The organism is Methanocaldococcus infernus ME (assembly GCF_000092305.1).
GTDB classification, from domain to species: domain Archaea; phylum AGJL01; class Methanococci; order Methanococcales; family Methanocaldococcaceae; genus Methanocaldococcus; species Methanocaldococcus infernus.
In genome coordinates this window covers 1217385-1243083 of record NC_014122.1, presented here as the reverse complement: position 1 = coordinate 1243083, position 25699 = coordinate 1217385, and the positions used below count along the sequence as shown (strand labels likewise).

The window sequence follows — 25699 nt, the reverse complement described above, 5'->3', positions numbered from 1 at the left end:
TTGGCTGAACATATATATAGAGGGATTAAGAAGGCTAACATTAAATTTATCTGCTCTCTTCCCTGTGCCAAATTTAAAACTCTTTTAGAGTTAATTAATAATGATAAAGAAATTAAACATATTCCAGTGACAAGAGAGGAAGAAGCCTTTGGAATCTGTGCTGGAGCCTACTTAGCTGGAGAAAAAACATGTATAATTATGCAAAACTCTGGCTTAGGGAATTCAATAAATGCTATAGCTTCTCTTTATAAAACTTATCAGATTCCTACATTATTGATAATTAGCCATAGAGGCTTACTAAAAGAGGAAATTCCTGCTCAGATTCCTATGGGGTTGTGGACAAAAAAGCTTTTAGAGGTTTGTGAGATCCCTTACTTTGTTCCAAAGAATGGGGAAGAAGCTATCTATTACATAGTTGAAGGCTCTAAATTTATGGAAAAAATTAACTATCCTGTTGCTATTCTCTTCACCTCTGAGTATTGGGATACCACTTACTAAAATTCTTCTCAATCTCTTCCCTTATCTTCTCATTAGATATTCCCTTACTCAGTGTATAAACAGCCAAGCCTCCTGCTCCTACACCCTCTTTAACAGCCCCTTCACAGTATTTCCTTAAACCTTCTAAGCTACTCTTTTCAAATCCTAACTTAGCTCCATATATTGGAACATCTCCTATTTGCTCAACCAATCCTATAAGATCACTATTTTTATCATTTAAAACAAATTCAGTTGTCCCAATAGCAACCTTTTTTAATAACTCTCTATCTATCTCTTTAATAACAGCCAAAACTGCAGCCATCTGTGTACCTCCAGCTAATAAGACATTTCCTTTAAACCCCTTAACAATGCCAGCAACCACTGGCATCATCTTGTCTCCAACAGCATTTAATATATTAAAGAGCTCTCTCCTCTCAACCTTGGAGAGGCCACTATTAACAACCTTAATTTTTAGCTCATGAGGATTATTTATAGAGCCTGAGCTAACCTTATGCTCAGCATCATAGCCAAGACCCTTTAAAACCCCTAAGGCTGTTGTTGTTCCTCCAGGGACAGATTCTCCAATGATTAAGCTCTCTGCAGTAAGATTTTTCCCTAAGAGATAGCCAAGGTTAAAGAGCTCTTTTGAATTACTCATAGCTTTTCCTAACTCTATCCTTCCAGTGGGCTTTTCATCAACTAAGATATGAGGGATCTTAGGCTTTACAAAAGAGCCAGCATTTGTATGAAGATTTTTTATATTTAAAAGAGAGATGCAAGCTCTACTTATCACTGCTGGAGATGGAGATAGAGAAGAGTCTAAGGGAGGAGTTTTTATAGATAGGGTTTTCCCCAAGAATACTAATTCAACATCAGCAGCTGGAGTATATCTTATAAAATCTTTATGAACTCCAGAGATTGGGTAGTATAGAGTTGTCTCTATGGAAGAGATGACACATAAAAAAAGAGGATTGTTAAAGTTATCTAAAAAGTTATTGTCATTTATCCTTATAATCATACTCTTAACCCTCTTTTTCTTAGCTCTAATATAACTTCTAAAGGAACCTCTGGCCTCTCAACAAGTTTTTTAGCCCTCTCTTTATCTAACAAGCCCAACCTAACCATTGTAGCAATTCTATCAATCTCAAAGCTAAACCCATATTTATCATAGAATCTTTGTATAGCTAAACCAAGAACTAAGCAGTTGGTTGTGTATCCAGCAAGGTTAGGTTTTTTAAAATTTAAGTGTTCTATCATTTTATATTTATCTTCTTCTTTAATTCTATAGGGAGCTAAGAGCCTTATCATCTCTACTCCTTCCTTCATCCTTCTTATAGCTGAGTGGCCAAAGGGTAGCTCATGGCCAGTTATAATATACTTAATATTTAAACTCTTAGCCACCTTCCAGACACTTCTCATAATTAGTCTTGAGCATCTCCTACAAGGGCTTTCTCCTCTTGATAAAGCATCATTAAATAATTCTGTAAAATCTTTATTAATAATTAGGAGGTTTAAGTTATAGTGTTTAGCTAAGTTTAAAGCATTTTCAATAGCTTCTCTTGCAAGATATTTATTATCTACTAAAACACATAGTGGCTTAATCTTAAAGTCCTCAACAAGCATCTTTAAGGCTGAGACACTATCTTTCCCACCAGAGAAGGATAAAATACACTTATCCTTTGTTCCTCTTAACTTTCTTAATCTTTCTTCAACCTCTTCCTTCATCTTCTCAAAGTCTGGAGGATACTTTTTATAAGTTAGGCAATCAACACACAGGCCATTAATAATTTTCTTAGTCTTCTCTGTGTGAATACAGAGGGAACACTCCATTAATATCACCAAAAGTGAGAAAATGTTTGATGAGGATAAGAAGAGAACCTTGATGAAGTTAAACTTAGCCATAGCTGAGGGCTTGGTGGATGAAGAAATTATTCCAATCTTAGATAAGATTAACTCTTTAAAGGATTATTATACAACATCAAGCTGTATAGGAAGGATTGGCATCATGGAGATTCCAAAGTATAAGAATCCTAAGCTGTTCTCAAGATGGTTAGGGAAGTGGCACAACTATCCAAGCTTTGATGAGGTTAAGAGTAGAGTTAGGCCAGTTGATGGCTATTTAATTTTTGTTATGAACTCTCCTATTTTACATATTGCCTGTAGAGATGTTGAGAGGGCTAAGTATTTATTAGACTTAGCTATACACTCTGGCTTAAAGGCTTCATCTATTAAATCTATCTCCAACAAAAGAGTTATTGTTGAGATCTTAACCACCTATAAAATAGATGCTCCAATAGGAGAGGGAAAGAGAATTTTTATAGATGATGAATATTTAAAATTTTTATTAGAATATAGTATTTTAAAACTTAAGAGAGCAAGAGAATTACTATTTAAATGGGCTGAGAAGGTGGGAAGATAAAGGTTTTAGCCATAGACATCTCTGGAAGGCATAATATTGGGAATAGGTATTTAAGGGTTTATGCTGGCATACTCTTAGAGATCTTAGCTGACAGAATTGTCCATGTGGAAAAGATAGATGTGATGGTTAAGGAAGAGAAGAGCCAGAAGGTTAGGGACATTTTAAGAGAATTAAAAGAGTTTATAAATAAATTTGAAGACTTTGAATATGTCCTTTGTGAAAGAGGAGAATTTTTTAACCTTTCTAAGGATGTTGTTGAAGGTGTTCTAAGAAAGAAAGTGATATTCCCAAAGACAAGAGGAGAGTTAGAGGCTATAAATATAGCTCATCACATCTCTTACTCTTTTAGAAAATTCTTATTGGAAAATTTAGATAAGTAAAAATATTTAAAATCATAAATTAAAGATTTAATTAAATTTAGATTTAATTTGAGTTATCTAAAATAGAAAAATGATAGGGCGGCGGGGATTTGAACCCCGGACCACTCGGTTATCAGCCGAGCACTCTAACCAGGCTGAGCCACCGCCCTACACAAGAGCAAAGATAAAATTTAAAGAAGTTATATAAAAACTTTTCTAATTTGTTAATTTAAATTAACTTATTACCTCAACCCTTACATTGTCATAGTAACCATTTCCATATCCTATTCCAATTCCTCCAACAATGGCTTTAGTACTGTTATCTCTATAAGTTATATATAATTGTCCCCCGGCAAAGAACTTTATTAGATTTCCCTTAACTACAACTTGATATCTGTAAAAGTCAGTGCCTGCAGGGGCTGCTGAGTAACTTCTATTTAAGAGCTTAACTTCAGAGCCATTAAATTTATAAAGGGAATATCCCATATCATTACGTTCTAAAACTATGTAATAGCCAGAGTTTGCATTATTTTGTAATCCAAAGTAAATCCTTGGCTGATCAGATGGTTCTTTTCTTTTTATGTCAACACTATACATAAAATCAGAGAAGTTTTCATCTACATAAATAACTCCATGATTTATGGATTCAGCAACCTTATTTAAATTCTTCTTATCTTCACTTAAGATTGCAGTTATCACAAACTCTCCTTGCTTTAGCTTCCACTTTCCAAATGGTGCCTTTTGCCCTATATTGTATTCTTCAAAATTATCCTGAAAAGATTTAGGAACAACAGTACAACCAGAGAGGATAACAAGGGTTAAGACAATAATGAGAAATTTTCTGATCATTTTCTCACCATAATATCTATAATCTCCCTAGGTGGAGCATTGGTTTTTATCCCCCTTGGATTATAGTGAGGGATGGCTACTTTATAACCCTTCTCCTTTAGGCTTTCAACTATATAGTTTATAGGAGGAACTGAAACCTTTAAAAGCTTTCCCAATTGATGGGTGTCATAGCATCCAACTTGCTCTATCTCTGCCTCTTCTTTTATTTTAGAGACTATCTTATAAGCTCTACCTTCACAGTATTTTAAGGCTTTTTCAACAATTTCCTTATTATACAAATTTCCTATATATAAAGGGCCAGCAAAGTTTTCCTCTGGTTTATTGTAGGGCTTGATAATTTTAAAGCCATTAACCTCTCTTACATAGCCAAGATATTTAAATACTTCATCAGCTTTCTTAGCTCCTCTATCAGTTTTTAGATAAACCCTTACATAGTGATCAGTGGCATGGGCAAAGATGGGCATTAGTTGAATCTCATACTTTGTAGCCATTCTCATAGCATAGCCTATTAAAATCCTTAAAGCCATCTCATGACAATCTCTACTTAGCAATGGATAAGCTAAGTACTTCCTAAGGCAAGCTTTTTTAGCCCTTCCACATAGGGCAGCTGTATCAGTGGCTGTTAAACAGAGAAGAGCATTCTTAGGCTTTAATGCTCTTATAGCCATGTCTATATATGGAGATGGAGAGCCAAAGGGATCTATATCAACAACATGGAAAAATCTAAAATGCTTGGCTAAAAAAACATTGGCATCTTCATTAAAAACCTTAATATTCTTTATATTATTTAAATTGGCATTTGCAATTATCCTTTTGTAAGCCTTAGGATTTATATCATTTAGATAAACTTCTCCTCCAACTTCCTTAGCATACCTTAGCCCTCTAACTCCAGTTCCAGCAAGAGCATCAGCTATATAAAATTCTTCTTTTCCTTCAAGAAAAGCCTTTATTACAGCTACACTTATATCCCTACAAGTCTCCATTTTTGGATTGTAGAAAACTTCATCATCCTTAGTTATTGTTAAATCATCTGGGATATCTATCTTAACCTTTCCCTCCTCTATGATCATGTTAGATCCCATTTTTTAGCATCTTTATTTTAACAACTTATTAATAATTTTTATATTAGAGACTTATAGAAAATTTGTTATTCAGAAAAAAATCTTATTTGGTGTGAAAATTATGGAATTCATCACTAAGGAAGTGGATAAAGCCTATGGAGTTTCACACAAAGGGAAGAGAGAAAATAATGAAGACAATATATTGGTTGAAAAGATAAATGATATTTACCTCTTAGCTGTTGCTGATGGGCTTGGAGGGCATAATGCTGGAGAAGTGGCTTCAAAGATAGCCACAGAAACCTTAAGAGAAGTGTTTTTAACAAACAATGAGGATATAGAGAGCTTATTAATAAAAGCCTATGAAGAGGCACATAAAAGAATATTGGAAGAGGCTGTTGGAGATAAAGAGGGAATGGGAACAACATTAACAACTGCTGTTATTAGGGGAGATAAGTGTTATATAGCAAACTGTGGAGACAGTAGAGCTTACTTAATTAGAAATGGAGAGATAGTTTTTAAAACTAAGGATCATTCATTAGTTCAAGCTTTAATAGACAATGGAATCATTTCAGAGGAAGAAGCTTTAACCCATCCGATGAAGAATATTATATCACATGCTTTAGGAGTGGAGCTTAAGGTTGATCTCTATAATTTGGAGTTAAAAGAAGGAGATCTCTTACTGTTAAGCTCTGATGGGCTTCATGACTATGTTAGGGAGAGAGAAATCTTAGATGTGATTAGGGAAAAGAAAGAGGTTAAGGAGATTGTAAATTCTCTATTAGAGTTGGCCTTAGAAAAAACTAAGGATAATGTAAGTATTATTGTATATAAACATTAACCTTGTCTCCTATTGAGATATTCTTTTTTGTGAAAATCTTTAATAGAGTTCCATTATAATCAACTAAAATTTTTTTATAATAACCATAGTCTAAAACATTTAAAACTTTATATTCTCCTCCTAATTCTACTTTAACATCCCAAGGGCTTACTATCTTGTCATCAATAACATTAAACCCTAAAAATTTAGCAACCTTTCTATTTTTTGGCTTATCCAATATTTTTTTATCTCCAAACTCTAAGAGTTTTCCATCTATAAAGATTCCCAACTTTTCAGCTAAGCTTCTTGCTTCAACCAAGTCATGGGTGACATGGATAACAGCTATCTCTATCTTGCTAAGCTCTTTTATAATTTCTTCCTTTATACTTATATCTAAGGAAGATGTTGGCTCATCTAATAGTAGAAGTTTAGGCTCCAAAACTAAGGCTCTTGCTAAAGCTACTCTCTGTTGCTCTCCACCACTTAAGCTTTTTGGCTCTCTATCAAGGAGATGAGCAATATTTAAAAATTCAGCTATCTCTCTAACTTTTCTCTCAATTTTTAGCTTATCAACTTTTTTAATGGTTAAGCCATAGGCTATATTTTTATAAACATTTAGATGTGGGAAGAGGGCATAATTTTGAGGAACATAGCCAATATTTCTATCCTCTGGAGCTTTGTTAGTTATCTCCTCCCCCTCTAAAAAGATGTTTCCCTCATCAGGTTTTAAGATTCCAGCTATGCACTTTAATAAAACTGACTTCCCACTTCCAGAAGGGCCTAAGATAATACAATATTCTTTATCTAAGCTAAAGCTTATGTCCTTTAGCTGAAACTCCTTCCATCTCTTGGATAAGTTCTTTATAGTGATCATCTAAATCTCCTTAAGTATTATGAAGATAATCAAGCTTAAGATTATCATGGCTACAGCAAGAGGCTTAGAGGCTTGAAGGCCAAAGTTATTAAAGTTTTCCAATATCAAAATTGGGACAGTTTTAGGGTAGTATGCTATAACCAACAAAGCCCCAACTTCACTTATCCCCCTGGCAAAGCAGAGAATTGAGCCAGTTATAATATTGTTTCTTATTAAAGGGAGAATGATGGTGAAGAAGGTTTTAACCTTACTTGCTCCTAAGGTTCTTGAGACATGCTCAAGCTCTTCATCAACTGCTAAGATCCCATCTTTTAAAGAGTTGAGCATGAAAGGTAGGCCAACAAAGAGATAAACCAAGACTATCCCAAAAAAGTTATCCACTATATAAGGCCCTACAAGCTCTTTTAAAGGATCTATCCCATAAATAAAAGAGAGTAGCATAATTCCAACTACTACATGAGGAATAGCCATAGGTAAATCTAAAATTCCTTCAACAAACTTTTTAAACTTAAACTCCTTTCTTGCTAAGATGTAAGCTGAAGGTAAAGATAGAAGAAGAGAGATAAAAGTGGCTAAGATGCCAGCTAAGATAGTAACTTTAAAAGCCTCTAAAACTTCAGCATGGAAAAGATATGATAAGTTTCCTGGATTAGTTAAAGAGTAAAAAATTGGAAGAAAGATAAAAAGGAAAGTTATGGATAAAATAAAATAAAAGATCTTATCCATTCTTCACCAGCCCTTTTAGTTCTTCTGGGATATTCCCCTTCCCTATAGCTGGAGTTATTGGCTGTTGATAGCATTCTTTTAAAACTTCAGGATGTTCAAGTATAAATTTTACAAACTCTAAAGCCTCTTTTTTATGTGGAGCATTTTTAGGAATAGTTAGTCCATAAATTATAGGCTTCCCTTCTATTGTTTTATTGTTCATTAAGAAATGGACTTTAATTTTTTTATAGGTTTCTTCTTTATCATAGCTTCCCAAGCTAATGTCTTCTGGCAACTCTACATAGTTAAGGCCATGCTGCTTAGCAACACTCTTATAAATAAATAAGTAGTCATAAGCTCCAGTCTCTAATGGAGCTAAGAGATCAACCTCTTTCCCTCTCATTACTATCTTATTAGTATTAACCTTAATATCTTTTGGAACTATTATAGTATTGTTTTCTATCTTTATGTTAGTATTCTCCTCTATCAAAGTTTCAAATACTGGCTCTTTGTAGTAATGAGAGGCTAAAGCTAAAACCATTAAAGTCCTATAACCACAAGGATCAAGATTAGGATTTGAGAAGCCAAATTTAACATCCTCTTTTTCTAAGATTTTATGCCAATTGTCTTTATTAATTTCTTTATAGTATTTACTCTTATTTGTGTATGCTAACACTATCTCATTCCTTGCAAACATCACATACCAATCAGCATAGTCTGGGAACATCATCTTAGGGATTAAGGTATAGTCAGCTACAGCTAAAACATCTGCTCTTTTTTTAAGGTCAATAATTTTTCTTACACACTTCACACTACCAGCTGGCTCATTCTCAATATTTATATTTTTATGGGTTTTTTCAAACAACTCCTTATACTTCTCAAAAGGCACTGAGAGAGAACCAGCATGAAAAACTTTTAAGGTTGTGCTTTGCTCATTCTCTATACATCCTGATAAAACTATAAGGGGTAAAATTAAGATTAAAAATCTTTTAATATTCATAATCAACCCCTTGGATATTATTTCTGGGTATTTTTAATAATTTTTCTCTCTTGAAATTTATATAATCTTTTTTATAGCTCTCCAAACTAAAAAGCTTTGGGGCTTTAAAGTACCTCTAATGGGATCCAAAAATAGAATATTTCTCTTAACTAAGAGCTCTCTAACCTTTTTATTTATTGTTATATCTTCAACCTCATAACTATCTTTAAATACTTTTAAAGCGTCCAAGATTTCTTTATAAAGAGTTTCATTTTTCTCTTTAACGTCTTCTAAGAAGTATTTTAGTTTTTGTTTAGCATCGCTTAATAAGTAATTTAGAATCTCTTTTAGATTTTTAATTTTGAGTTCTTGGATAACGTAAATTATATCTACAGGTTTCCCTCCAACGTAGGAATAAATTAATTCTTTTTCTTTATTTGAGAGTTTTTTATTTAAAATGTTTTTAGCTAAAAAATCCATAAATCTTAAAGCTGTTTCTTTATCAAAGTCATCAACTAATAAATATTTAGCTCTACCGTTTAACATTGCTTCACTATAAACCTTCTCAATAAATAAAGAATCTGAAGATAGGCAAAAGACGTGACATAGGTGTTTATGCTTAGTTAAACTTATGAAGTAATTAAAAAGCTCATAAATCAAAAAGCCGTTAATTTTTAAATCTCCTATCTTCTGAAGCTCGTCTAAGATAATAATTGGTTGTTTTCCTTCTTTCCTAAGCTCCAATAAAATATTAGTTATATATTTAAAAACATTTTTAGGTTTCTTTTTACTCAGTAAAGTTTCTAACGTATTCTTTGGTGTAGGAATTCCAAAGAGAACGGAAGAGTCTTTAACTAAGCTCTTAACCAATTCTATAGGATTTTTATCTTCTTCATACTCCTCAAACAAAACCTCTATAAAGTCTTCATATTTAGAAATAAAAATCTCTCTCAAGTCAAAATAAAATACCACATATTTCTCATCAAGCTTATTGATAACTTCGTTAATTAAAGCTGTTTTCCCACTATTAATAGGCCCATAAATAAAATAGATAAAATTAGGCTCAAACTCCAAAATAGAAAGAATCTCTCTAATTTCTTTTTCTCGATTAAAGAATTTCATAGTTTCACCTTACAACAAAAGATTACCTTTATATATTATCACAAATTAAAAGATAATTTTCCCTCTCTGGCCCACTCCCCTGATCTTGCCCAGAGATGAGGGAGGAGTAGGATAGGAGAGGGGACACTCATTTTAATTTCTTAAATACTTCAACTCTCTTATTAATTAATCTTTTAATTTCATCTAATCCTTCTCCCTTCTTTAAGCATGCTGGCACTATAAATTTCCACTGATGCCAGGGTGGAGACATTTTTAGATACTCACAGATAGAATTTAATATCTTATCTCTCTCATTTTTCTTTATCTTATCCATTTTATTCACTACTAAAATAGGAGAAATTTTTAACTCTGTGATGAAGTCAAACATCTCTATATCTATTGGAATCTCTTTATCTTTCCATCTTTCAACTATCTCTATGAAGGATTTTCCGTCTATGATTTGAATAGCTGTAGCTATCTGATCAGCATTCTCTTCTAAATATCTAACTATATTATCTTTAACTCTCTCTTCAATTTCTTTAGGTCTTCCTTTTATAAAACCAAAACCAGGCATGTCTACTAAGGTGTAGTTCTTTAGCTCATACTCATTTATCCTTAATGTAACCCCTGGCCTCTTTCCAACTCTAACTCTCTTATCTCCTGTAAGTAGTCTAACTAAGGTAGATTTTCCTACATTACTCCTTCCTACAACCACAACCTTGGGCTTCATGTTTCATCCTTATTTTTTGATTTTTTCATACTCTATTCCATAATTTTTAAAGATTTTTTCAACTTCTTCAACTAACTCATCAAATTTATACTTTCTTTCTTTTAAATTTTTCTTTAATATCTCTCCAGCATGGTCATCTCTAACATTCTTGACCAAGAGGATAACTGAGCCATCAGTAAATTTTGGCTCTTCTATAATTTTATCAGCATCTCCATCAGTAACTCCAATAATTTTAACTCCAAATCTTGATAATATGTCTCCACAGATCTGTGTAGTGTCATCTCCAATAGTGATGACAAAGTCCTTAGCCTTTTCTATACAATCTTCTCCAGCATGGTCTATAATTGAGACATAGCCTTCATCTTTCCCTTCTTTCACTCTTAACTTATTAGCCTTTTTCCTTAAAATTCCAGTTTTTATTATAGCCTTATTTAAATCAACATTCTTTAATCTTTCTACTCCTTCCTCTTTAAGCTCTCCTCCTATAATATCAATTATTTTCCCATCTTCAGCTACTAAGATAACTTCCCTCTCTTTAGCTCTTCCTACAACAACTCCATTAACTAAGATAGTTTCTCCAGGAGAAACTCCATGAACTTTCCTAAAAACTTTATTATTCTCTTCCCAAACCTCTAAGCCTTTACTTGAACACTTCTCAATATTTAAATTTAAATGTTCCTTTAAAAACTCTAAGATATTGTTAAGCTCTTCACTGTAGTTCCAAACTATTATACTTCCATCCCTCTCTCCAGGTCTCTCAATTTGAATAACTGGCTTTTTAATATTTGCTCTACTAACAACAATTTTACCAAATGTATGGCCAGTTTCTTTACTCTTCCCATAGTTAAGTAAGAATAAGATATCAGCTTCTTCACTAAGCCTTTTTAAACTCTCAGATGGCATAATTTTCTCAGAGATGTCTATTAAGTTTTCTAAGTTATTGTCTATAACTGCCACTCTTCCCATTGTGCCCCCTAACTTAGCCTTAACTTCTCCAAGTTTTTTTAACATCTTAATAATTTTTTCAGCCCAGCCACTGTCTATAATTGTTGGGCCATGAATTACAACTCCAATTTTCATACTCTCACAAAATTTAGATTAAGAGCCTTAATTTCTCTAAAACTTCCTTAGGATTTTTTCCAAAGATTAAGATCATTGGCTCTTTCCCATAGTCTCCAAGATGATAAATGATATCAACTTTCCCAAATTTTAAAGCTTCTCTAACCCCCCAAGGGATTGTAGCCCCTTCTCTCTTCTTAACATCTTCAGGCTCCTTTCTTCTATCATAAAAGGAAACCTTAAAATACTTTTTAGCTTTCTCTATGGTTTTTTCTGAGTATTTTATATTTAAGCAACTTCTCACTTCAGGATAAAACTCCATGTAGGTTAAGATAGCTCTTGCTAAATGGTCACTAACTCCAAAGTCTATATCTCCAACAGGAACAACTCTTCTTTTAGTTTTCACTATCCTCCCTTCAACCCCAGCAACATCATTAATATCTTTATTGTAAGGATATGGTAGAGAATAGACAAAGTTACTACCAACCTCTGGGATTAAATGAAGAGGATTTAAAGAGATAAGTTCTTTTACACTTTCTTTTAACTCCCTATAAGTTTCCCATCTCTTAGCTTTTTCCTCTAAAATAGAGAGAGAATTAACAGGGCAGTATTTTTTTCCAATCCTATAACTATTTCTTATACTCTTTATAATAAAGTCCTTAGCCTTCTTTATAGCTTCTTCTAACTCCTCTCCTTTAGCTAAACAGGCAGTGATAGCTGCTGAAAAGCTACAGCCTGTTCCATGAGTACAGCCAGAAACCCTTTGAGATTTAAATAATTTGAGCTCTCCATTATATAAAATATCAATAGCTTCTCCTTTTAAATGCCCTCCTTTAATTAATATGTTAGTTTTATATTTTTCAAATAGTGTTTTAGCTACTTCAATAGCATCATCTAAATTGGTTATCTTCTTAGAGCTTAAAAATTCAGCCTCATTAATATTTGGAGTTATTAAAGTAGAAATCTTAAATAGGTTCTCAAGCTTTTCTATAGCATCTTCTTTTAATAATAAAGTGTTAGTTTTAGAGAGCATGACAGGATCAACAACTAAAGGAAATTGATAATCTTTTACAACCTTCCTAACCTCTTTAATAATTTCTCCACTATAAAGCATCCCTGTCTTAGCAGCATCAACTCCAAAGTCTTCAGCTACAGCTATTATTTGCTCTCTAACTATCTTAGCATCTAACTCTCTAATCTCTCTAATCTCATAAGTATTCTGAGCAGTTATTGCTGTTATAGCCACTAAACCATAAACTCCAAAGGAACAGAAGGTTTTTAGATCAGCCTCTATCCCTGCTCCAGAGCCACTATCACTTCCAGCAATGGTTAAAGCTTTTTTTATCATCCAATTAACACCCATGCAAGATTTTCCTTTTCTTTCTTTTAATTAAGTAGGTTCCTACTAAAATTCCAAAGACTGTTGAGAATAGGACAATCCAAAAGTCTAAGGGGAAGTTTAAGAAATAGAAATGATGAACCTTATCCTCATAGCCAGAGGTTATTAATAGAATATGAACAGCTTCAAGGGCATAGACCCCAAAGATTCCTATTTCTAAGAGTTCCATAGCTTCTCCTAAGGCTACTTGATACTTAGTATTTAATGCCAACTGGGAAACTATTTCCCTTTCTAAATCTTCTGAGATGGTTGTTAATAACCTTGCTAAGCTTGTGGCTAAATTCTCATTACTCTTTAAGATATTTTTAATTTCAATTAACCTATAGCTTAACCTTTCAATCTTTCTTTTTGCTTCAAGTAGCTCAAGTAAATTTAGCTCAAACTCATCAAAATTTGGAGGATAGTTTTTTAACAAAATTTCAATAACTTCATCTAAGTAACCTAAGGTTGTTTCAATAATAGCCATTTCTCTATCAATTTCACTAAGCTCCCCTCTAATTTTCCCAACATTGTCCCAATCTACACTTTCCTCTAACATCTCTCCAATATTTTCTAACCTTGAAGCTATATCATTAATCTTTAAGAAAACATCTTTTAAAACTCCTGTTAAGCTTCTTATAAAAGGATAGTAATAGATAAACTTTTCAAACTTCTCAGGCTCTTTATGAGCTATTAACAACCCATAGTCTCCAAAGATGATAAAGCCATCATCTACTCTAATAATATTTTTTATAGTGCCTATAACTTGGCTAACAACTGACAAATTCTCAGAGCTTAGCTCAAAGGTGTTTCTCACAAGTATAGAAATATGCTTATATATTTTAATTTCTCCATGTAATCCTTCTAAAATAAATCTCTGAGAAGGAGAGATGAAGTTAATGATTAGCTTAGAACTCTTTAAAATTAGATCAGGAATAATAAAAGAAAGCTTTCTAACACTTAACTTCTCAGGAATCTCTGAGGAGTAGATGACTCTACCCAAATAGTCAGTGTAAATAACCATATCTACATTCTCATAGTTTGCCCTAAATTGGATAGAGACATCAGGAATAAATTGTAGAACTTCAACCTTTGAGTAGAACTTCTCAATTTTAAAAATAGGCTCATCTATCCTATCTGTAGCTGTAAAATACTTCTTAGTCTTTTGATATCTCTTTAAAGTTATCCTATCTATAAAGTCTGTAATATAGTTTTTACCAAAAGGGATCCATTCATTTAATATAATAATTGGATTCTCTAACATCAAATCTTTGTTACCCATAGTGATACCTTCAACCTATATGGTTTAGTACTATAATCAATCTTTTTTAATTTTGTAATCTCAATTTTTTCATCTCCAAGTATTAAGCCATCACTTTCTAACTTAATCTTTTTTAACTTCCCATTCTCATCCAATAGAAGATTTTTAATAACTTCCAATTCTTTATCATTGATGACATCATCAAGTATCTTATTTATACTATATCCAATTATAAACTCTCCATGCCCTCTAACAGAGACTAAGAGTTCATTTACTATCTCATTATTAACTAAAATATTCAAGTCATCAAAGATTTCATAAGAATAATTAATAAACTTAATCCTATCTAACCAGTAATATGGAGAAGGAGAAAAGAGATAGCTAAAGATCCCTTTATTTGTTAGATAGTAAAGAATTGCTATTAAAACTTCTTGCCTAACCCATTTTCTTTTATCTCCTTCTGTAAGTATATGGATAGTGTAGTAAAGCTTCCTTAACCTACCATTCTCTAATGACTTCATATATAGGCCCCATAGGTGTTAGTGTTGATTTATATAACTTAATTTTATCTACTGTGAAGGTTCCAAAGTTAATATCTTCAAACTTCTCTATCCTCTCCCTTAGCTCTTTCTTATTGTCAATAAATTTAACTCTACCAATTGTTAAATGAGGAACATAACTTTTCTCCTTCTCAAAGCCTAAGCTATGTAACTTCTCATCAATCTCTTTAAAGAGCTCAACCAACCCCTGAACTCCTATCCAGATAACCCTTATATAATTAGGATTTGGAAAAACCCCCAAGCCCTCTAACTTAACAGTTCTTGGCTCTATTCTTAAATCTAAGTTAAGAATTTTATTGAGAGTTTCCTCATCAATCTCTCCCAAGAACTTAACAGTTATATGCAAATTTTGTTTTTCCACTAACTTAATCCCCCTTATCTTAAAATTTTTTTGGAATTTGTAAATTTCTTCCTTTATATCTTTTGGAATGTCTATAGCTAAGAAAGCTCTCATCTCCATCACTCTAACTCAGAGGTTATAATGGCTAAGATCTCCTTAACTATTATTGGCATCTTATCAGTTCTCTCACTTAACTCTAAAATTTTCCTTTTTAACCTCTCTTCATCACAGTTCTTTATGTCTCTCCTTAGTATTGTTTTCCTACCCTCTCTTTTAGCATTCTTCTCTGCAACTTCTGTAGTAACCTTGATCATCTCTTCTAATAGGTTAATTAGCTCATCTACAGCTTCTGATGAGATATTTAAGTCTGTATAATTTTTCATTACTCTCTTAATAGTTGTTTTTGGTAACATTAAAAAACCTCTTCTCTTTTTTGAATAAAATGTTTTATCTTTAATTTATAAAAAACTTTATGTTAAAAAAGACAGATATTATTAATTTCTTGGTTTCATTTCTCTAATAATCTCTATAAATCTACCTATAACCTTATCTCTATAACCCTCAACAAACTTTAAACTTCCAGCACACTCATGTCCTCCTCCATCAACAGAGGCTTCAGGAATCTCTTCCATCAGTCTTTTAACAATTAAGTTTAAGTTAAAGTCATATTTCTCATGTACTGGATCAGTGGCTCTAACAACTCCAAAGTCTGGACCATAGGATAGGGTGATAATTGGCTTATCCTCTCCATACTTCTTAACTATATAGTCATGAGCAAATCCTGTAGTTTTTCCTGGTGGTGGGAAGGTGAATTTATGAGCATACTTTTCAACATCTAAAGTATTCAATATAATTCCATTCTCTAAGAACTCAGTTTTTAAAGCTGGGATAACTGCTTTCATCTGCCTCTCAACCATCTTCATAGCTTGCTCATATAGAATATCTATAAGCTCTTCATGCCTTCCAAACTCTTTTATGTTTGTTCCTAAGATGTCATCAACTATTCCCTTACCATCCATAAATCTTAAATAGAAAGCTTCAAAATCCATAGCTAAACTTATCTTCTCTAAGTATTCTCTGTCATATTTCCTCTTTTTCCCATACTTTTGGCTTAGCTCATTTATTCTATTTAGAGCTATTTTTATATATTCCTCTACCTCTCTACCTTTAGCATGATCAGCCACAACAGCAATTCCTGGAAGATGCTTTATTTGCTCTTCAACCTCAGGATTTATCATCCTTGCTATCTCTGTTCCTAAAACTCCAGCAGTTAAGTTACTGTCTCCACCAACTAAGTAAGGGTTAACATGAGCATCAATATAGTCATCAACCTCTACCTTCCCATCCTTAACTTCTCCTGGGAAGTGGTGGTCAATAACAATAACCTCTATTCCATAAGCCTTAGCCTTTGATATTGCTGGGATATCTTCATGAGTACTTCCATTATCTATTAAAACTATTAAAGGTAACTTCTGGCCAAACTTTAAAGAGTCTTCTATAGAGTAAACTAAATCTTTAGTCACATCCTCTAACTCATAAAATGGTGCCTTTGATGGCCTTCTCTTGAAGAAGTGCCAGATGGCATCTACATCTATAGCAAACTTATCTATAATTGGAAGTATAGCCTTCTCTAATGCCAACCCTCCACTGTATCCATCAGTATCTGCATGATGCCTTATTATTATTGGCCTTCCATCCAATACAGCCTTTCTTATCCTCTTAGCAACATCAGCCATTCTACTCCTTAGCCTCTCTAAAACTTCACTCTCAACTAAAAATTTAATATCTCTTGCAGGCTCAGCCCTCTTATCTATCTCCTCTTCAATCTCTTTCTTTATCTTCTCAGCTTCCTCTCCTTCTAACTTCTTAAGCTTAATTCTCTCTATCTGTAGCCTTCCCTCTCTTATATTAACTCTTCCAATCACATCTATAATATCTCCAACCTTAACCTCTGGATGAGCCCTTAACCCAGCTATCTCTAAAGCTGCCACCCAAGTGAAGTCAGTTCCATCTGTTACTGTAAAGATTGTTGGCCCAGGAGTTTGAACTATCTGAACCACTTCTCCTATGATATGGACAACTTGATCCCTCATCTCAACCAAGTTTTCAGTAATGTCCTTTATCTTACTAACAGGAACCTCTTTTTCAAACTGAATTAAGTCATAGGTAGATAGTGGGATATATCTAAAGTCTATCTCTCTCTTCTCAGGCCTAACATCTACAGCTTGTACTATTATCTCATCTCCAACCTTTAAGTCATCTAACTTTAAACTAACCATATCTCTTGGCCTTAAAAGCCCTCTAATTTTCTCATTTAAGTTAATGAAGGCTCCATATTTCTCTATCCTTGTTACAACTCCTTTATAGAACTTCCCAGGCTCAACATCATAGTATGTAGCAACCTCATCAAAGACATAGACATTTCTTAATCCTTTTCTCCTCTCCTCTTCTTCCTTTAAACACTTATCACAGAGAGTTCTATCTTTAAAGTCAGGATACTTCCCTATTATAGCTCCACATCTGTCACACTTAACTACCTTCCCACTACCACCACAGAAGTCACAAGTATCATAGATAGGAATCTTTCCCTCTCCTTTACACTTTGGACAAGGGATCTCTCCATAGTCTAAGTCATAAGTAACCCTTTTAGAAACTCTCTTCATGTGCTGTTTTGGTGAGAACTCATCTATATATCCTGTCCCCTGACAGACAGGACAAGTTTTATATCTAACTATCTTCTTCCCTGTACCCTCACAAATTGGACACTTCACTATCATAATTAACCACCAGTAAAATAGTTTTTAATAAAATTTAAGGACTAAAATAAAAGATTGAAAAATAAGATTTAAGCTTTTATCTTCTTATATCTAAATCCAGAAGATAATAAAGCAGCTCCTACAGCTCCTATGTGTTGAGAGTAAGGAGGAACTATAACCTTTCTTCCTAAAACTTCTTCCATAGCCAAGACTAAACCTTTCAATAAACTACTTCCTCCAACTAAGATTACTGGATCCCTAACATCAACCTCTTGTAACTGTTGTTCAAACACTTGCTCAGCAACTGAGTGAGCTGCTGCTGCAGCAACATCTTCAGCCTTAGCTCCCTCAGCTAAGGCAGTAACTAAATCCTGAATTCCAAAGACTATACAGTAGCTATTCATCTTAATCTTTCTCCAATCTCCCTTAGCTGCAAGCTCACCAAGTTCTTGTAAGCTAACCCCTAACCTTCTTGCTGTGATTTCAAAGAACCTTCCACTTGCTCCAGCACAGATTCCTCCCATTGTAAAGCCATCAGGGATAGCATCATATAGAGAGATAGCTTTATTATCCATTCCTCCAATGTCTATAACTGTAGCCTCTCCCTCTTGCTTGTCAGCAAGATATGCAGCTCCTTTTGAGTTAACTGTTAGCTCTTCCTGAATGAGGTCAGCTTTAAAGTACTCTCCTATAGTGTATCTCCCATAACCAGTAGTTCCTATTGTTTCAACTTGATCAAAGCTAATCCCAGCCTCTTTTAGAGCAAGATCAACAGCTTCTTTAGCAGATTCAATAACATCCTTTGTATATATCCAACCAGTTCCAGCCACTTTATTGTCTATCATAACTACGGCCTTAGTTGTAGTACTTCCTGAATCTATTCCTAAGCTTATCCCCTCTTGCTTCTTCCTTGCCAATAAGGCTTTTCTCTCAACAATTGTTACCAAAGCTTCCATCCTTGTTAAAAGCTCAGAAGCCTTAGTTCTTTCAGTGAAAGAGTACATAACAACTGGCAACTTTGTATTTTCTTGGATTAACTTCCTAACCTCATTTCTTACTAATGCTCCCTCAGCACATCTGAAACATGTGGCTATAAAGGCAGCTTCAGCATCAGTGTTTCCCTCAATTAATGACATGGCTCTGGCAAACATTAACTTTAAATTAGCTGATGCTACTTTAAAACCTAACCTTTCCTCTACTTCATCAATATAATCTAAGCTAACTTCTGGAAAAACTAATTCTCCACCAACTTCCTTAGCAGCTTTTTCAATTTCTTTATAAACTCCACTCCATTCTGCTCCACAAGTTAAGAGAGCTATTTTAACCATTCAATCACCTTATTTAACAAGAACTTCATTCTCTCCATTGTAGTTATTTACAAAATAATTTATAGCTTTCTTTGTACCAACTCTATTAGACCCTGCTAAGATATATATGTAATGGTTAGGATTTTGTGGGTTTTTTATCTTAATTATTAAACCTTTATCATCTCCTGGGTAAGTATTGGAGATATTTAAAATTAGGTTCATCTTAATTAATAACTTAGTGTATGGATTAACAACAGGTCCACCTATGAGGATAATGTCATCATTAACATCTAACCCTAAGCCTGGGTTAATTTCTCCTAAGTAAATGATTTTATTTTCTTTTATTTCTTTATCCTTATAGTAGAGAGAGTGGTTAAAAATAAAGAAGTTATTATCAATATATTCACTTTCATTTAGTGGGAAATCTTTACTATACAAGATTCTAATTTTTAAGATGTTATTTTTAATCTTCTTTATTGAGTATCTTTTTCCATTGATAGAAATAGAGCCATTAAACTTATCTTTTAATTTTAAGATAATTTTGTTATCTTTAATATCTTCAACCAAAAATCTTTTATCCATAGGAAACTCTTCTCCCCTCTTTAAAATAATTATTGGAGAAACTTTAAAAGTAAAAGAATAGGAATTTAAAAGTTTTGTATAATTACAGAACTCTATCACTAAATTATCAATAATCTTAGGCTCTTTCTTATGTAGTATTACTGACTTATTATCTAATTTAATAGTTACAGAGTTTCCATCTAAAGAGATTAGCTCAACCTTAATACTTTTATTCAAAAATTTCAATTCATATTTTGTTGTTATCTCCTTTTCCTCTCCCTTGTAAATAACTTCACTATTCTTTTTCTTCAACAACTTATAACTTTTCCCATTAATAGTTATATTCTCTTTTATAGGAATTACATATTCCAAAACTCCTGAATCAAGGTTTATAGTAAGATTATCTATATTTACTGTGGAATTAACCAAAGGTTTATAGTAAATATTGTTAAACACTATCTTAACATATGTATCATTAAAAAAGATTTCTCTTGAGTCAAATAACTCATTTAGCAAAATTTTAGAGTTTTCATAGTCAGGGGTTGAAGTATTAACATATATTACATAGGCATTAACTAAAGGTAATAAAATTAGCAAAAATAAAATTTTCTTCAATATTTTTCACCTCTAAAACTTTTAAATAATTTCTATTCCCTTATTTGTTATTTTAAATTTAACCCACTGTTGAGGAGCATAGGGATGTTTCTCTAAAATAGCTAATCTCTCAGAGTTCTTTTCTAATCTAACTATGCACTTACTCCAATATTCCAATATTCTACCTCCTGTAGCTTCAAAGCCCTCTATAGTGTCTCTTGCCTGGTTAGTAATAATTATTGGAATCTTTCTAATCTTAGCCACTTTTAAAAGAGTCTTTAACTGTTGCCCAAGCATCTTGTTTAAGCTCATGTTCTTCTCAGCATCACTTGAAACCTCTAATCTATATAGGGAAATAATGTTATCAACAACAATTAAGCTTATATTAGACAGAAGAGGAAGCTCTCCCCTTATAATTTCATCTTGCTCCTTAAAACTATAGACATTATAGATTAGTAAGTTCTCTATAACTTTATCATCATCAGTTATCTGCCTAATTCTTTCAATAAATAAGCCCCCTTCAGTGTCTACATAAATCACTTTTCCCTCTTTAGCATAATTGACAACATTCATAATACAAACATTTGTCTTACCAACTCCTGGAAATCCATAGATTTGGGTTATCATTTCCCTATTTGCCTTCCCCAACAAGATATTTTTTAGCATTCTTTCCCCACAACTCTTTTAAGATTAGTTCAACAGCCTTATCAACAGCTTCTTCAACCTCCTTAGACAACCCTATTTTAATCTCAGGGATTGGAACCTCTTTAACCTGACAGCCTATAATCTTTATTTCAACTTTCTTAGACAACTCCTTTAAATAAGGGGCTAACTGTACATTATGAGCATCAAAGCTATACTTTTTTAAATTTGGAAGCTCATCTATATCCACAATCTTTATTTCCCCTGGCTTTAGGTTGAAGTCAATAGCATCCACTATAATTATTTTTTTTATGTTTTCATCAACTAACCCCATTAAATAATAAGATCCTCCAGCTCCAGCATCTATAATTTCCACATCTTCCCCTAAATTTAAGGATTCTAACTTCTTTATAACATAGTAGCCAAAGCCATCATCTCCAAATAAGAGGTTTCCACAGCCAATAATTAAGGTTTTCATCTTTCTACCTCATAACCTCTTTCTTTCCAAGCTTTTAATCCCCCTTCTAAGTTATAGACATCATAACCATGCTTCTTAAGAATTTGGTAACCTCTTGGACTTGTAAATCCTAACTTACAATAGACAATAACTTTCTTATCTTTTGGAATCTCATTTAATCTATCCTCTAACTCCTCTATTGGGATATAAAGAGAGCCTGGAATTTTCCCATCATACTTAGCCCTTGGAACTACATTAACAAATATCCAATCAGGATCTCCTAAGAGTCTATGAGCTTCATCAACACTTATATCCCTTGTAGTCTTAATTTTCATAATACTGTCTCTAACAGACTTAGAAACTTTATTTAAGTTATCTATCACTTTCTCAAGCTCTTCAACTATCTTCTTCTCCTCTTCCACTGTTGAAGTTAATTCCTCAGCTGTGGCTGTAAATTGCTCAGAGATTGAGGCAAGATCTTGAATGTCTCTTAAAGCCTGTCCCATATTCTCTATGGTTATGTCAGCTGATTCTCTAATACTCTTTATTTTCTCAGCTGTTGAGTGAATACTATCCTTTATCTCTAAAAATACTTTATTAACTTCATCTATTGCCAAAACTCCATTTTCAACTTCCTTCTTCCCAAGATTTCCAAGCTCTACAGTTCTATCTATCTGATTTTGTATTTCCTCAACTGTCTTATTTATATCTTCTATTGATCTACCAATCTCCTCAGCCAGCTTTTTAATTTCACTTGCAACTACAGCAAAGCCTCTCCCAGCATCTCCAGCCCTTGCTGCTTCAATAGAGGCATTTAAAGCTAATAAACTTGTCTGTTTTGCAATATCTTTAATTAAAACTGAGATTTCATTTATTTTTTTAGACTTGTTACCAAGTTCTTCTATAGCTTTACTTAATCTTTCAATAACTTCATTAATCTTCTCCATAGTATTGACAGCATTCTCAACCTTATTTAACCCATTATCAATTTTTTGCATGACATTTAATGACATTTCCTCCCCTTCCTTAGATAAAAGCTCTGTCTTTTTAGCCAACTCATGGGTTTTCTCAATTTCATCTTTTATATCATGTATCTTCTCAGTTTGATCAGATGCAGCTGTAGCCACTTGCTGAGCAGCATCTGAAAGTTGTTCAGCAAGCTCTTTAGATCTCTTAGCCTGCTCTTTTAATATCTCTATTTGAGTGTTTAGCTCTAAAACCTCTTTTCTAATATTCTCTATAATATTTGTCAGCTTATCTAAAGCCCTATTAAAAATTTTTTGCAACTTGTTCCTTTTCCTATTCTCATTTAATCTTACTGATAAATTTCCTTTTTCAAACTCTTTAAAAGCTTCTAAAAGCTCATCAAAAGTTTTTTTGAGTTCAGCATTCATCTCTTTAATTTTTTTCTTGCATTTCTTTAAATTCTCTAATATTTCTTTAATTTTTTCAATAACTTTTAATTTAAAATATTTTAAATTATAACTTTCTCCTTTCTCTAATTTTTTAATTACTTCTAAAAGTAGCTTATCAAGCTCATCAGTTAATACTTTAATGGCTAAAAGAGTGATAAATATAGAAGAGAGTAGTGAGGACACTAATGCAATTGCTAAATTACCTTTAAATATTATAAGGTTAATTAAGATAATGAAATAAGACACCAAAAATATTAACAATATTTTCTTCACATTCTCCCCCCTCACAAGTCCCACAATATTATACTTATCTTAAAACTTAAATATAAGTTTTTTGTGTAATATTCACAATTATAGCTAAAAAAGGGATAAATTATGAAATTTCTTAAAAAAGTTTTAGAGGAAGACATTGGAATAGAAGAAGACATTGAGATGACCCCTGATAACAAAGAGTTGTTAGAGTATATTCAGCAAACTAAGGCAAGAATAGTTGTAGTTGGCTGTGGAGGAGCTGGAAATAATACAATTACAAGATTAACTACTGAAGGAATAGAAGGGGCTACAACCATAGCTATTAATACAGATGCTCAACAGCTTTTAAGAACTAAAGCTGATAAAAAAATCTTGATTGGAAAGAAATTAACAAGAGGTTTAGGAGCTGGAGGAGACCCTAAAAAAGGAGAAGAGGCAGCTAAGGAGAATGCTGAAGAAATAAAAGCTGCTATTCAAGATGCTGATATGGTCTTTATCACTTGTGGGTTAGGTGGAGGGACAGGAACAGGGTCAGCTCCAGTTGTGGCTGAGATAGCTAAGAAGTTAGGAGCCTTAACTGTAGCTGTTGTAACCCTTCCATTTGAAATGGAAGGGAAAGTTAGAATGAGGAATGCTATGCAAGGACTTGAAAAGTTAAAGGAGAGAGTTGATACTTTAGTGGTTATTCCAAATGAAAAATTGTTTGATATAGTCCCCCACATGCCCATTAAGATGGCTTTTAAAGTGGCTGATGAAGTATTAATAAATGCTGTTAAAGGTTTAGTGGAGCTTATTACAAAAGATGGGTTAATTAATGTGGACTTTGCTGATGTTAAAGCTGTTATGTCCAACGGCGGAATGGCAATGATAGGGATAGGAGAAAGTGATGGAGAGAAGAGAGCTAAGGAAGCTATAAACATGGCTTTAAACTCTCCTCTCTTGGATGTTGATATAGATGGAGCTAAAGGAGCTTTAATCCATGTTATGGGGCCAGAGGATATGACACTTGAAGAATCAAGGGAAGTGGTTTCAGCAGTATCTTCAAGGCTGGATCCAGAGGCTACAATTATATGGGGAGCTACAATAGATGATAGCTTAGAGGACACTCTTAAAGTCTTGTTAGTGGTTACAGGAGTTCAGTCAAGGTTAGAGATAACTCCAGATGGACTTAAAAGAAAGAAAAAAGATGAGCTTAAAAAGATAAAAAGAATTATTTAACTGTGAGAGCATGAATTTAGAAAAGCTCTATGATCAAGTGCTTGAGTTTATTGAAGAGTGTAAGAGGATATGGCTAGTGCTGAGGAAGCCTACTAAAGAGGAATTTATAACTGTGGCTAAAATTACTGGCTTGGGGATCTCTCTATTAGGGATCATTGGTTATATAATCCATGTTCCAATCTCCTATATTAAGGGAGTTATTAAACCATAAAATTAAATTTTTAAGGGAAGAGCTATGATATTTGCAGTTAGAACCATGGGAAGGCAAGAAAAGAATGTAGCTTTACTACTCTCAGCCAAGGCTGAAAAAGAAAATTTAAATGTTAGCTCAATCTTAGCCTCTGATCAGTTAAAGGGCTATATATTTGTTGAAGCAGACAATGAGGAGGAGCTTAAAACATTAATTAAAGGAGTTCCCAAGGTTAAAGGATATGTGAGAGGAGTCATCCCCTTAGAAGAGATTGAGCCACTCTTATCTCCTAAGAAAATTGTTGAAGAGATTGAAAAAGGAGATGTTGTTGAAATTGTTGCTGGTCCATTCAAAGGAGAGAGGGCTAAGGTTATTAGAGTTGATAAGAATAAAGAAGAGATAACCTTAGAGTTAATTAATGCTACTGTCCCAATTCCTATAACCTTACCAGTGGAGAGTATAAGAGTTGTGTCTAAGAAAAAATAATTTATTTTATAGCTTCTTTTAAAAATCTTGGTGTTGCTAAGAATATTCCCTTATGAACTTGCTCATCATAATATTTTGTCTCAAAGTTAAGCCTCTCTTTTATGGTTTCTTCATCTACTTCCATAGGATTGTACTTTTTAGAGGCTAACATAAAGCTCCACATGCCACTTGGATAGGAAGGCATTGGATAAACATAGGGCATAATGATGGAGAAGCCAGCTTCCCTTAAGTATTTAGCTATATTTTTAATAAGGTCTAAGTTATACAATGGACTCTCTGACTGTTGAACCATTAGCCCATCATCTTTTAAGCATTTAAAGACATTTTTATAGAATTCTTTTTCAAACAATCCCTTTGCTGGACCAACAGGATCAGGACAATCTATAATAATAACATCATACTTTTTTTCAGTTTCAGCAACATACTTAATTCCATCAGTAATAATAATATTTACTTTCTCATTTTCCATCTCACAGCTGAGCTTTGGCATATACTTTTTACAAGCCTCTAAAACTTTACTATCAAGCTCAACAAAATCAACTTTATTTATGTTATGCTTAACAACCTCTCTAACTGTTCCTCCATCTCCTCCTCCTATAACTAATATATCTTTAGGATTTGGATGGGTAAAAAGAGGGATGTGAGAGATTAGCTCATGGTAGATGAATTCATCAAACTCAGTGGTTTGGAAAGTGTTGTCTAAAACCAATACTTTACCAAAATCATAGGTGTCAAGGATTAGTATTTCTTGATATTCTGACTTATCTTTATATAGAATATCTTTAACTCTCACAGAGAGGGCAACATTTTTATTATGATACTCTGTGAACCACACATTATTTACCATCAACT

Annotated in this window: 29 protein-coding genes and 1 tRNA gene; 7 read left to right on the top strand and 23 right to left on the bottom strand. The window is 33.2% G+C overall.

Translation table 11 applies throughout. The features are described 5' to 3' along the window. Complete coding sequence (comD, locus tag METIN_RS06970) at positions 1 to 498, top strand: sulfopyruvate decarboxylase subunit alpha (RefSeq protein ID WP_013100780.1); 498 nt, start codon at positions 1 to 3, stop codon at positions 496 to 498. Here the strand turns inward: comD and cobT are convergent. Together cobT and METIN_RS06960 are read right to left on the bottom strand one after the other, a co-directional pair. Then, a complete protein-coding gene (gene cobT / locus METIN_RS06965) occupies positions 467 to 1495 on the bottom strand; it encodes a nicotinate mononucleotide-dependent phosphoribosyltransferase CobT (RefSeq protein ID WP_013100779.1) in 1029 nt (342 codons plus the stop codon). The genes comD and cobT overlap by 32 nt on opposite strands. After that, complete coding sequence (locus METIN_RS06960) at positions 1492 to 2307, bottom strand: phosphoadenosine phosphosulfate reductase domain-containing protein (protein WP_013100778.1); 816 nt, start codon at positions 2305 to 2307, stop codon at positions 1492 to 1494. The genes cobT and METIN_RS06960 overlap by 4 nt, the downstream gene beginning before the upstream one ends. A gap of 22 nt (positions 2308 to 2329) precedes the next feature. Here METIN_RS06960 and taw3 point away from each other — a divergent pair, with 22 nt between their 5' ends. Further along, a complete protein-coding gene (gene taw3 / locus METIN_RS06955; RefSeq protein WP_013100777.1) occupies positions 2330 to 2896 on the top strand; it encodes a tRNA(Phe) 7-((3-amino-3-carboxypropyl)-4-demethylwyosine(37)-N(4))-methyltransferase Taw3 in 567 nt (188 codons plus the stop codon). Beyond that, a complete protein-coding gene (locus tag METIN_RS06950; protein WP_013100776.1) occupies positions 2893 to 3276 on the top strand; it encodes a DUF2209 family protein in 384 nt (127 codons plus the stop codon). The genes taw3 and METIN_RS06950 overlap by 4 nt, the downstream gene beginning before the upstream one ends. Positions 3277 to 3350: 74 nt before the next feature. On the opposite strand, the gene METIN_RS06945 is transcribed toward METIN_RS06950, so the two are convergent. The 3 genes from METIN_RS06945 to METIN_RS06935 form a co-directional block, all read right to left on the bottom strand. Next, a tRNA-Ile gene (locus METIN_RS06945) sits at positions 3351 to 3425 on the bottom strand. Between the two features lie 64 nt (positions 3426 to 3489). Continuing rightward, a complete protein-coding gene (locus METIN_RS06940) occupies positions 3490 to 4104 on the bottom strand; it encodes a family 16 glycoside hydrolase (protein WP_013100775.1) in 615 nt (204 codons plus the stop codon). After that, complete coding sequence (locus METIN_RS06935) at positions 4101 to 5174, bottom strand: tRNA (guanine(10)-N(2))-dimethyltransferase (RefSeq protein ID WP_013100774.1); 1074 nt, start codon at positions 5172 to 5174, stop codon at positions 4101 to 4103. Before METIN_RS06935 ends, METIN_RS06940 begins: the two co-directional genes overlap by 4 nt. A gap of 112 nt (positions 5175 to 5286) precedes the next feature. Between METIN_RS06935 and METIN_RS06930 the strand changes: the two genes are divergently transcribed. After that, positions 5287 to 6003, top strand: coding sequence for a Stp1/IreP family PP2C-type Ser/Thr phosphatase (locus METIN_RS06930; RefSeq protein ID WP_013100773.1), 717 nt, complete (start codon positions 5287 to 5289; stop codon positions 6001 to 6003). Here the strand turns inward: METIN_RS06930 and METIN_RS06925 are convergent. From METIN_RS06925 to METIN_RS06845, 17 genes are all read right to left on the bottom strand, one after another. After that, a complete protein-coding gene (locus METIN_RS06925) occupies positions 5984 to 6856 on the bottom strand; it encodes an ATP-binding cassette domain-containing protein (RefSeq protein ID WP_013100772.1) in 873 nt (290 codons plus the stop codon). The genes METIN_RS06930 and METIN_RS06925 overlap by 20 nt on opposite strands. After that, entirely contained in the window at positions 6857 to 7582 is a 726-nt protein-coding gene (locus METIN_RS06920) for an ABC transporter permease (RefSeq protein WP_013100771.1), read from the bottom strand. Then, a complete protein-coding gene (gene wtpA, locus METIN_RS06915; protein WP_013100770.1) occupies positions 7575 to 8561 on the bottom strand; it encodes a tungstate ABC transporter substrate-binding protein WtpA in 987 nt (328 codons plus the stop codon). The genes METIN_RS06920 and wtpA overlap by 8 nt, the downstream gene beginning before the upstream one ends. 57 nt (positions 8562 to 8618) lie before the next feature. After that, the gene (locus METIN_RS06910; protein WP_013100769.1) at positions 8619 to 9662 is read right to left on the bottom strand and encodes an ATP-binding protein; all 1044 of its coding nucleotides are present in this window, start codon (positions 9660 to 9662) and stop codon (positions 8619 to 8621) included. A 127-nt stretch (positions 9663 to 9789) separates the two neighbouring features. Next, positions 9790 to 10371, bottom strand: a complete 582-nt coding sequence (gene engB, locus METIN_RS06905) for a GTP-binding protein EngB (protein WP_013100768.1) — start codon at positions 10369 to 10371, stop codon at positions 9790 to 9792. A gap of 9 nt (positions 10372 to 10380) precedes the next feature. Further along, positions 10381 to 11451, bottom strand: coding sequence for a DUF2117 family protein (locus METIN_RS06900; protein WP_013100767.1), 1071 nt, complete (start codon positions 11449 to 11451; stop codon positions 10381 to 10383). Between the two features lie 13 nt (positions 11452 to 11464). Then, positions 11465 to 12778, bottom strand: coding sequence for a bifunctional hydroxymethylpyrimidine kinase/phosphomethylpyrimidine kinase (locus METIN_RS06895; protein WP_048203472.1), 1314 nt, complete (start codon positions 12776 to 12778; stop codon positions 11465 to 11467). Positions 12779 to 12782: 4 nt separating this feature from the next. Next, positions 12783 to 14090: a hypothetical protein gene (locus tag METIN_RS06890; protein WP_013100765.1), complete on the bottom strand. Its 1308-nt coding sequence runs from the start codon at positions 14088 to 14090 to the stop codon at positions 12783 to 12785. Next, positions 14072 to 14590, bottom strand: coding sequence for a hypothetical protein (locus METIN_RS06885; protein ID WP_013100764.1), 519 nt, complete (start codon positions 14588 to 14590; stop codon positions 14072 to 14074). Before METIN_RS06885 ends, METIN_RS06890 begins: the two co-directional genes overlap by 19 nt. Further along, entirely contained in the window at positions 14568 to 15083 is a 516-nt protein-coding gene (thpR, locus tag METIN_RS06880) for an RNA 2',3'-cyclic phosphodiesterase (RefSeq protein WP_048203614.1), read from the bottom strand. Before thpR ends, METIN_RS06885 begins: the two co-directional genes overlap by 23 nt. A 5-nt stretch (positions 15084 to 15088) precedes the next feature. Next, positions 15089 to 15382 (bottom strand): histone family protein, encoded by a 294-nt coding sequence (locus tag METIN_RS06875; protein WP_013100762.1) that lies wholly within the window; start codon positions 15380 to 15382, stop codon positions 15089 to 15091. An 81-nt stretch (positions 15383 to 15463) separates the two neighbouring features. Beyond that, positions 15464 to 17746, bottom strand: coding sequence for a DHH family phosphoesterase (locus METIN_RS06870; RefSeq protein ID WP_013100761.1), 2283 nt, complete (start codon positions 17744 to 17746; stop codon positions 15464 to 15466). Between the two features lie 68 nt (positions 17747 to 17814). Further along, the gene (locus tag METIN_RS06865; protein WP_013100760.1) at positions 17815 to 19053 is read right to left on the bottom strand and encodes a methanogenesis marker 15 protein; all 1239 of its coding nucleotides are present in this window, start codon (positions 19051 to 19053) and stop codon (positions 17815 to 17817) included. Positions 19054 to 19062: 9 nt separating this feature from the next. Next, complete coding sequence (locus METIN_RS06860; RefSeq protein ID WP_013100759.1) at positions 19063 to 20208, bottom strand: S-layer family protein; 1146 nt, start codon at positions 20206 to 20208, stop codon at positions 19063 to 19065. Positions 20209 to 20229: 21 nt separating this feature from the next. Next, positions 20230 to 20853 carry a DNA repair and recombination protein RadB gene (gene radB, locus METIN_RS06855; protein ID WP_013100758.1) on the bottom strand — a complete coding sequence of 208 codons (624 nt, stop codon included), beginning with the start codon at positions 20851 to 20853 and terminating at the stop codon, positions 20230 to 20232. Beyond that, a complete protein-coding gene (gene frhD, locus METIN_RS06850; protein ID WP_013100757.1) occupies positions 20819 to 21307 on the bottom strand; it encodes a coenzyme F420-reducing hydrogenase, FrhD protein in 489 nt (162 codons plus the stop codon). The genes radB and frhD overlap by 35 nt, the downstream gene beginning before the upstream one ends. Then, complete coding sequence (locus tag METIN_RS06845) at positions 21304 to 22974, bottom strand: methyl-accepting chemotaxis protein (RefSeq protein ID WP_013100756.1); 1671 nt, start codon at positions 22972 to 22974, stop codon at positions 21304 to 21306. The genes frhD and METIN_RS06845 overlap by 4 nt, the downstream gene beginning before the upstream one ends. Before the next feature lie 102 nt (positions 22975 to 23076). Here METIN_RS06845 and ftsZ point away from each other — a divergent pair, with 102 nt between their 5' ends. From ftsZ to METIN_RS06830, 3 genes are read left to right on the top strand one after another with little or no spacing between them, the layout of a single operon-like run. After that, positions 23077 to 24171 (top strand): cell division protein FtsZ, encoded by a 1095-nt coding sequence (gene ftsZ / locus METIN_RS06840; RefSeq protein ID WP_013100755.1) that lies wholly within the window; start codon positions 23077 to 23079, stop codon positions 24169 to 24171. 10 nt (positions 24172 to 24181) lie between these two features. Then, positions 24182 to 24382: a protein translocase SEC61 complex subunit gamma gene (locus METIN_RS06835; protein WP_013100754.1), complete on the top strand. Its 201-nt coding sequence runs from the start codon at positions 24182 to 24184 to the stop codon at positions 24380 to 24382. Positions 24383 to 24406: 24 nt separating this feature from the next. Further along, positions 24407 to 24847, top strand: coding sequence for a transcription elongation factor Spt5 (locus METIN_RS06830; protein ID WP_013100753.1), 441 nt, complete (start codon positions 24407 to 24409; stop codon positions 24845 to 24847). A gap of 1 nt (position 24848) precedes the next feature. On the opposite strand, the gene speE is transcribed toward METIN_RS06830, so the two are convergent. Further along, positions 24849 to 25694 carry a spermidine synthase gene (gene speE, locus METIN_RS06825; protein ID WP_013100752.1) on the bottom strand — a complete coding sequence of 282 codons (846 nt, stop codon included), beginning with the start codon at positions 25692 to 25694 and terminating at the stop codon, positions 24849 to 24851. Positions 25695 to 25699 lie beyond the last annotated feature (5 nt).

Coding starts and splice junctions, on each gene's coding strand:
- METIN_RS06875 (WP_013100762.1), bottom strand. CDS start 15,382: ATGTTACCAAAAACAACTATTAAGAGAGTAATGAAAAATTATACAGAC.
- METIN_RS06935 (WP_013100774.1), bottom strand. CDS start 5,174: ATGATCATAGAGGAGGGAAAGGTTAAGATAGATATCCCAGATGATTTA.
- METIN_RS06885 (WP_013100764.1), bottom strand. CDS start 14,590: ATGAAGTCATTAGAGAATGGTAGGTTAAGGAAGCTTTACTACACTATC.
- METIN_RS06895 (WP_048203472.1), bottom strand. CDS start 12,778: ATGATAAAAAAAGCTTTAACCATTGCTGGAAGTGATAGTGGCTCTGGA.
- engB (WP_013100768.1), bottom strand. CDS start 10,371: ATGAAGCCCAAGGTTGTGGTTGTAGGAAGGAGTAATGTAGGAAAATCT.
- wtpA (WP_013100770.1), bottom strand. CDS start 8,561: ATGAATATTAAAAGATTTTTAATCTTAATTTTACCCCTTATAGTTTTA.
- METIN_RS06835 (WP_013100754.1), top strand. CDS start 24,182: ATGAATTTAGAAAAGCTCTATGATCAAGTGCTTGAGTTTATTGAAGAG.
- taw3 (WP_013100777.1), top strand. CDS start 2,330: ATGTTTGATGAGGATAAGAAGAGAACCTTGATGAAGTTAAACTTAGCC.
- METIN_RS06930 (WP_013100773.1), top strand. CDS start 5,287: ATGGAATTCATCACTAAGGAAGTGGATAAAGCCTATGGAGTTTCACAC.
- METIN_RS06910 (WP_013100769.1), bottom strand. CDS start 9,662: ATGAAATTCTTTAATCGAGAAAAAGAAATTAGAGAGATTCTTTCTATT.
- METIN_RS06940 (WP_013100775.1), bottom strand. CDS start 4,104: ATGATCAGAAAATTTCTCATTATTGTCTTAACCCTTGTTATCCTCTCT.
- METIN_RS06870 (WP_013100761.1), bottom strand. CDS start 17,746: ATGATAGTGAAGTGTCCAATTTGTGAGGGTACAGGGAAGAAGATAGTT.
- METIN_RS06890 (WP_013100765.1), bottom strand. CDS start 14,090: ATGGGTAACAAAGATTTGATGTTAGAGAATCCAATTATTATATTAAAT.
- METIN_RS06960 (WP_013100778.1), bottom strand. CDS start 2,307: ATGGAGTGTTCCCTCTGTATTCACACAGAGAAGACTAAGAAAATTATT.
- speE (WP_013100752.1), bottom strand. CDS start 25,694: ATGGTAAATAATGTGTGGTTCACAGAGTATCATAATAAAAATGTTGCC.
- METIN_RS06925 (WP_013100772.1), bottom strand. CDS start 6,856: ATGATCACTATAAAGAACTTATCCAAGAGATGGAAGGAGTTTCAGCTA.
- METIN_RS06830 (WP_013100753.1), top strand. CDS start 24,407: ATGATATTTGCAGTTAGAACCATGGGAAGGCAAGAAAAGAATGTAGCT.
- radB (WP_013100758.1), bottom strand. CDS start 20,853: ATGCTAAAAAATATCTTGTTGGGGAAGGCAAATAGGGAAATGATAACC.
- cobT (WP_013100779.1), bottom strand. CDS start 1,495: ATGATTATAAGGATAAATGACAATAACTTTTTAGATAACTTTAACAAT.
- thpR (WP_048203614.1), bottom strand. CDS start 15,083: ATGAGAGCTTTCTTAGCTATAGACATTCCAAAAGATATAAAGGAAGAA.
- METIN_RS06865 (WP_013100760.1), bottom strand. CDS start 19,053: ATGGTTAAAATAGCTCTCTTAACTTGTGGAGCAGAATGGAGTGGAGTT.
- METIN_RS06900 (WP_013100767.1), bottom strand. CDS start 11,451: ATGAAAATTGGAGTTGTAATTCATGGCCCAACAATTATAGACAGTGGC.
- METIN_RS06920 (WP_013100771.1), bottom strand. CDS start 7,582: ATGGATAAGATCTTTTATTTTATTTTATCCATAACTTTCCTTTTTATC.
- ftsZ (WP_013100755.1), top strand. CDS start 23,077: ATGAAATTTCTTAAAAAAGTTTTAGAGGAAGACATTGGAATAGAAGAA.
- frhD (WP_013100757.1), bottom strand. CDS start 21,307: ATGAAAACCTTAATTATTGGCTGTGGAAACCTCTTATTTGGAGATGAT.